The organism is Flavobacterium sp., from assembly GCF_044371705.1.
GTDB lineage: Bacteria > Bacteroidota > Bacteroidia > Flavobacteriales > Flavobacteriaceae > Flavobacterium.
In genome coordinates this window covers 1-5,011 of sequence record NZ_JBILTE010000187.1, presented here as the reverse complement: position 1 = coordinate 5,011, position 5,011 = coordinate 1, and the positions used below count along the sequence as shown (strand labels likewise).

Here is a 5,011-nt window from a genome sequence, read left to right as displayed (position 1 = left end):
CAACCAAGTATTTAGAGATTTTGGAAGCAACAGCTCCGCAAAACATGAGCTGTTTTTACATTGGCGTTTTTAACAACAATTTATTGGTAGGTATCGCCTTGTCGCAATTTCTGGATTTGAACAAATTGGAATCATTTGGCGAACGTGATAAATGCGTGAAAACCGCTGTTCGGAATTTTCTGTTTCGGAATTTCTGCTCACACGTACTTTTTATCGGAAACAATATGCTTACCGGCCAAAATGCCTTTCGATTTTCAGATACAATCAACTCCAAAGAGGCTGTTCATCAATTGTATTTAGCTTCTAATGAGATAAAGAACACACTTAAAAAAAGAAAGAAAAAAGTGCACATCACCACTATCAAAGATTTTGAACCTGCCGATTGTTCTCTTTTTGAAATAGCTGAATTTGATTCATTTTATAAATTTTCAACACAGCCAAATATGGTTTTCTGTTCTTGTGAACATTGGTTAAGTTTTGATGATTATGTGAACGACTTGTCAAAAAAATACCGCGACCAATACAAACGCTGTCGTAAAAAGGCAGAAGGTATTGACAAGCAAAAAATGAGTTTAAGTGACATCATTACGCATGAAGAAACTATTTATAACTTATACCATCATGTAGCCAAAAATGCTCCGTTTAACACCTTCTTTTTAGCTAAAAATCACTTTCAAGTGTTGAAAGAAAAACTACAGGATCAGTTTTTATTTTATGGCTATTTTGAAAACGATAAACTCATTGGTTTCAATACCTTAATAAAAAACGGTTCGCAAATGGACACTTATTTTTTAGGGTATGACGAAGACGTACAACGTGAAAAAATGCTCTATTTAAATATGTTGTACGACATGATTGCCTATTCAATCAATAAAGGTTTTAAAGAGATTGTTTTTGCCCGAACGGCTTTGGAAATCAAAAGTTCGGTAGGTGCAAAACCGGAAGAAATGTTTGGATTTATTCAACACACCAATCCATTGATTAATAAAAAAATGGAACAGCTATTTTGCTATTTAGAACCTAAAAAAATATGGAACGAACGAAATCCGTTTAAATAGAATGCTCGTATTTCCGGTACTGATAAAAAGCAAATAACCCTAAGATTAATTCACCAATGATTCCCATTGAAAATGCAGGAGAAGGAATTCCGTCCAAAAGCATACTTAGCATTCTTCCAAAAACCAATCCGAACATAAACACAAAATTGGAAATGGTTGCAATTTTCCAGAAATCCGATTTAAAAATACCAAGTATCCAAATTGATGTAAAAGCCAAATACATTCCCATAATGGCTCGAAATACATTTTTCAAATCGGTAGTTTGAACCTCAAAATCAAAAAAAAGCGGTAAAGAATCACTTGGAAATAATCCGTACAAAAGTGCTGCCGGAATGACAATCAACACGGAAAGAATCAAATGTAAATTTTGTCGAATCATTGTCCTTACTCTACTAATGCATCAATTTCTCCTTGCACCACCTCCCAATCTTCCAATAACTTATCTAATTCTTTCTTTTTCTTAGTATAAGCCATGAAAAAATTAGCATCTTCAATGTGCTTGTCATAATTGGAAGCCAAGGCCTTGTCGTCATTCTGAATATCAATTTCCAACTGCTTGATCTGACTTTCAATTTTACTTAAGCGATTTTGAAGCGATTTGTTCTTCTTTTGATCTTCGTAGGAAACCGATTTAGAATTTTTAGCAGTATTGTTAGACGCAACCACATCTTTTTTCTCAATTTCACGCATGTTCATCGCATTCCGTTGTTCTAAAAAGAAGTTGATATCTCCCAAATATTCTCTAATCTTTTGGTCTTTGAATTCATAAACTACATTAGCCATTCCTTGCAAAAAGTCCCTGTCGTGGGAAACCAAAAGCAGTGTTCCCTCGTATTTTTTAAGAGCCGCTTTCAAAACGTTCTTCGATTTTATATCCAAGTGATTGGTAGGTTCATCCATCAGCAACACATTAATCGGCTGCAACAACAATTTACATAACGCCAATCGGTTTCGTTCGCCTCCGGAAAGCACTTTTACTTTCTTTTCCACATCATCGCCACGGAACAAAAACGAACCCAACATATCGCGGACTTTCGAACGATTGGTATCGGTTGCGGCATTAACCATCGTTTCTAACAACGTAATTTCACCATCCAAATATTCTGCTTGGTTTTGAGCAAAATAACCTACTTGTACATTGTGTCCCAATTTAATGGTGCCATCATATTTAAATTCATTGACAATTGCTTTGATAAACGTTGATTTCCCTTGTCCGTTCTGACCCACGAAGGCAATTTTACTGCCGCGTTCTACCAACAAAGAAATGTCTTTTAAAATCGTTTTATCGCCATACGCTTTGGTCACATGGGCTGCTTCAATCACTACTCTTCCGGGAGTGATAGAAACCGGAAAGGAAATATTCATGACTGAATTGTCATCTTCATCTACTTCAATTCGCTCTACTTTGTCGAGTTTTTTAATTAGCGACTGTGCCATTGATGCTTTGGATGCTTTGGCTCGGAACTTTTCAATCAACTTTTCAGTTTCCTCAATTTTCTTAGCTTGATTCTTTTGTGTGGCTAATTGCTTTTCGCGAATTTCTTCACGCAACACCAAATACTGCGAATAGGGCTTGTTGTAATCATAGGCTTTGCCTAAAGAGATTTCGATGGTTCGGTTGGTTACGTTGTCTAAAAACATTTTATCATGCGATACAATCACTACCACGCCGGGGAAATTTCGAAGAAAACTTTCCAACCAAATGATACTTTCAATATCTAAGTGGTTGGTGGGCTCATCCAATAACAAAATATCGTTTGATTGCAACAACAATTTAGCCAATTCAATACGCATACGCCATCCTCCGGAGAATGTTTCGGTACCATTATCAAAATCTTCTCGTTTGAATCCTAAACCTAAAAGAATTTTTTCGGTATCGCCTACGTAATTATAACCGCCCAAAACTTCATAATGATGCGACACATCGCTTAATTCGTCAATCAACTCGGAATAGGTCTGGCTTTCATAATCCGTTCGAGTGGCTAACTGATGATTGATTTCGTCAATTCGTTTTTCGGTTTTTTTAATTTCTTCGAAAGCTTGGTAGGCTTCTTCCAAAACGGTTCGCCCTTGTTCAAAATCAATATCTTGGCGAAGGAATCCCATTTTCACTTCCTTTTCAGTGGCAATACTCCCCGAATCCGGTTTAAAATCACCTGCAAGAATTTTAAGCATGGTTGATTTACCGGCACCGTTTTTTCCTACCAACCCTACTCGGTCTCCTGCACCCAAACGAAATGTGACTTCTTCAAATAGAAATGTTCCTCCAAAAGAAACCGATAAATTGTGTATGTTTAGCATAATATTGTTACAAATGTTACATTGGTTCACTCATTAAAAAGATACCTTTGTATAAAATTTTTGCAAATGTTAAAAAAAGGATCCAAATTGAATAGCATTTTAACAGGAAGTTGTCCTAAATGCCAAGAAGAAAGTATGTATTTAGAAAAAAATCCTTATAAAGTGGGTAAAATTTTTGAAATGCATGAAACTTGCAGCCATTGTGGCACTCGATATAAAATAGAACCGTCTTTTTTTTATGGAGCAATGTATGTGAGTTATGGTTTAAGTATTGCATTTGGCGTTGCAGCTTTTATTATTTCAAATGTCTTTTTAGGCTTGGGATTGATTCATTCATTTATTGCAATAATAGCTACTTTAATTATCACTTTCCCTATTATTCTCCGACTATCAAGAAACATCTGGATCAGTATGTTTGTGCATTATGACAAAGACTGGAAAAGCCACAAACGCTAATCCCAACTGATTTTTTTATATCTTTTAATATCTACAGTCGGATCAATTGGTTTGCCAAATTCCAGATGTTCAAAAAGATCCTTAGCCATTGCGGGAGCCAACATTACGCCACGTGTGCCCATGCCATTCAATACATGCAAGCGTGCGTACTTTGGATGTGTTCCAATCATCGGTTTTCGGTCTTTAACTGTGGGACGAACTCCCGCCAAGTGTTCCACCACCTCAAAATCACAATGAATTAATTCACGTAGCTTATCTACTAATTCTTTTTTACCTTCTTCTGTTGGAATGGCGGTTTTGTCTTCCCAATTGTAGGTGGCCCCAACTTTAAACAAATGATTTCCTAAGGGAATTATAAAAACTGACGACTGCACGATAACATCGACAGCTAAATTGGGAGCTTTGATAATCAATAATTCACCTTTGGTACCATCTAAAGGTAAGCGTGAGAAATAAGGATTGGAATGCAAACCAAAACCTTCAGCAAAAATGACATGCTTATAACTCGCTCCTTGATAAACAATCTGAGTAGATTCAATTGCAAGTTGACCATACTCAAACGTTTCAAAAACCAATAATTCCTTTTCAAACAAATAGTGCTGGTATTTTTTTAAAAGCATAGCGGTATCCACATACCCGGATTGCAACACCTCGCCAAAGCCAAACGGTGAATCAATTCCGTTGTATTGATTGTAATTAATGCTTGTTGACAAAAAAGGGGCTAAGTTGGGTTTGTCAGAGGCTACAAACCAATCGTTCTGTTCTGCAACAGAATATAATCTTCGATAAATAGGAATTTTAAAATCAAGGGCTACGCTTAATTTAGCTTCTAAACGTGCATAAAAATGATTCACAATATCTATTTGCTCTTGCGACTTCCAGACTTCACTAAAACGCTTTAAAATAACCGGGTTGTACAATCCTCCGGCAATAGTAGATGAGTTTTGCGAATGATTTTCATACACCTTGATCGTTTTGTTGCTTTGCAAGGCTAGCTCAGCAAATGCAATGCCTGCCAAACCGGAACCTATAATTAGATAATCTGTCATATTGTAAAAATAAAAAACTCTTACCGAATGGTAAGAGTTTTTATGATATATAATAAGGGAATTAGTAATTCCACATATCTTGTTCAAAGTTTCTAATTTTCTCTTTGATTCGTTCCGATTCTAACAACTGATTCAAAGAATTGTCTT

The 5,011-nt window shown here is 36.0% G+C and carries 6 protein-coding genes; 2 read left to right on the top strand and 4 right to left on the bottom strand.

Annotated features, from left to right (window positions below; genetic code table 11):
* A partial coding sequence (locus ACIQ2S_RS11265) for a peptidogalycan biosysnthesis protein (protein ID WP_396176026.1) occupies positions 1-1,058 on the top strand: 1,058 nt, incomplete at its 5' end.
* On the opposite strand, the gene ACIQ2S_RS11260 is transcribed toward ACIQ2S_RS11265, so the two are convergent.
* On the bottom strand, positions 1,051-1,437 hold the full coding sequence (locus ACIQ2S_RS11260; RefSeq protein ID WP_396176024.1) for a DUF4345 domain-containing protein: 387 nt from the start codon (positions 1,435-1,437) through the stop codon (positions 1,051-1,053). The two genes, ACIQ2S_RS11265 and ACIQ2S_RS11260, sit on opposite strands and share 8 nt — an antisense overlap.
* Positions 1,438-1,442: 5 nt before the next feature.
* Positions 1,443-3,359: a ribosomal protection-like ABC-F family protein gene (gene abc-f, locus ACIQ2S_RS11255; RefSeq protein WP_396176022.1), complete on the bottom strand. Its 1,917-nt coding sequence runs from the start codon at positions 3,357-3,359 to the stop codon at positions 1,443-1,445.
* A 66-nt stretch (positions 3,360-3,425) separates the two neighbouring features.
* Here abc-f and ACIQ2S_RS11250 point away from each other — a divergent pair, with 66 nt between their 5' ends.
* The gene (locus ACIQ2S_RS11250; protein WP_396176020.1) at positions 3,426-3,815 is read left to right on the top strand and encodes a DUF983 domain-containing protein; all 390 of its coding nucleotides are present in this window, start codon (positions 3,426-3,428) and stop codon (positions 3,813-3,815) included.
* Here ACIQ2S_RS11250 and ACIQ2S_RS11245 read toward each other — a convergent pair.
* Together ACIQ2S_RS11245 and ACIQ2S_RS11240 are read right to left on the bottom strand one after the other, a co-directional pair.
* A complete protein-coding gene (locus tag ACIQ2S_RS11245; protein ID WP_396176018.1) occupies positions 3,812-4,864 on the bottom strand; it encodes an NAD(P)/FAD-dependent oxidoreductase in 1,053 nt (350 codons plus the stop codon). The two genes, ACIQ2S_RS11250 and ACIQ2S_RS11245, sit on opposite strands and share 4 nt — an antisense overlap.
* A 61-nt stretch (positions 4,865-4,925) precedes the next feature.
* Positions 4,926-5,011, bottom strand: an 86-nt coding sequence (locus ACIQ2S_RS11240; protein ID WP_396176028.1) for a hypothetical protein, incomplete at its 5' end; no start/stop codon positions are given.

Bases quoted from the DNA above. Each gene is read 5' to 3' on its own strand.
- ACIQ2S_RS11260 (WP_396176024.1), bottom strand. From the start codon at position 1,437: ATGATTCGACAAAATTTACATTTGATTCTTTCCGTGTTGATTGTCATT.
- abc-f (WP_396176022.1), bottom strand. From the start codon at position 3,359: ATGCTAAACATACACAATTTATCGGTTTCTTTTGGAGGAACATTTCTA.
- ACIQ2S_RS11250 (WP_396176020.1), top strand. From the start codon at position 3,426: ATGTTAAAAAAAGGATCCAAATTGAATAGCATTTTAACAGGAAGTTGT.
- ACIQ2S_RS11245 (WP_396176018.1), bottom strand. From the start codon at position 4,864: ATGACAGATTATCTAATTATAGGTTCCGGTTTGGCAGGCATTGCATTT.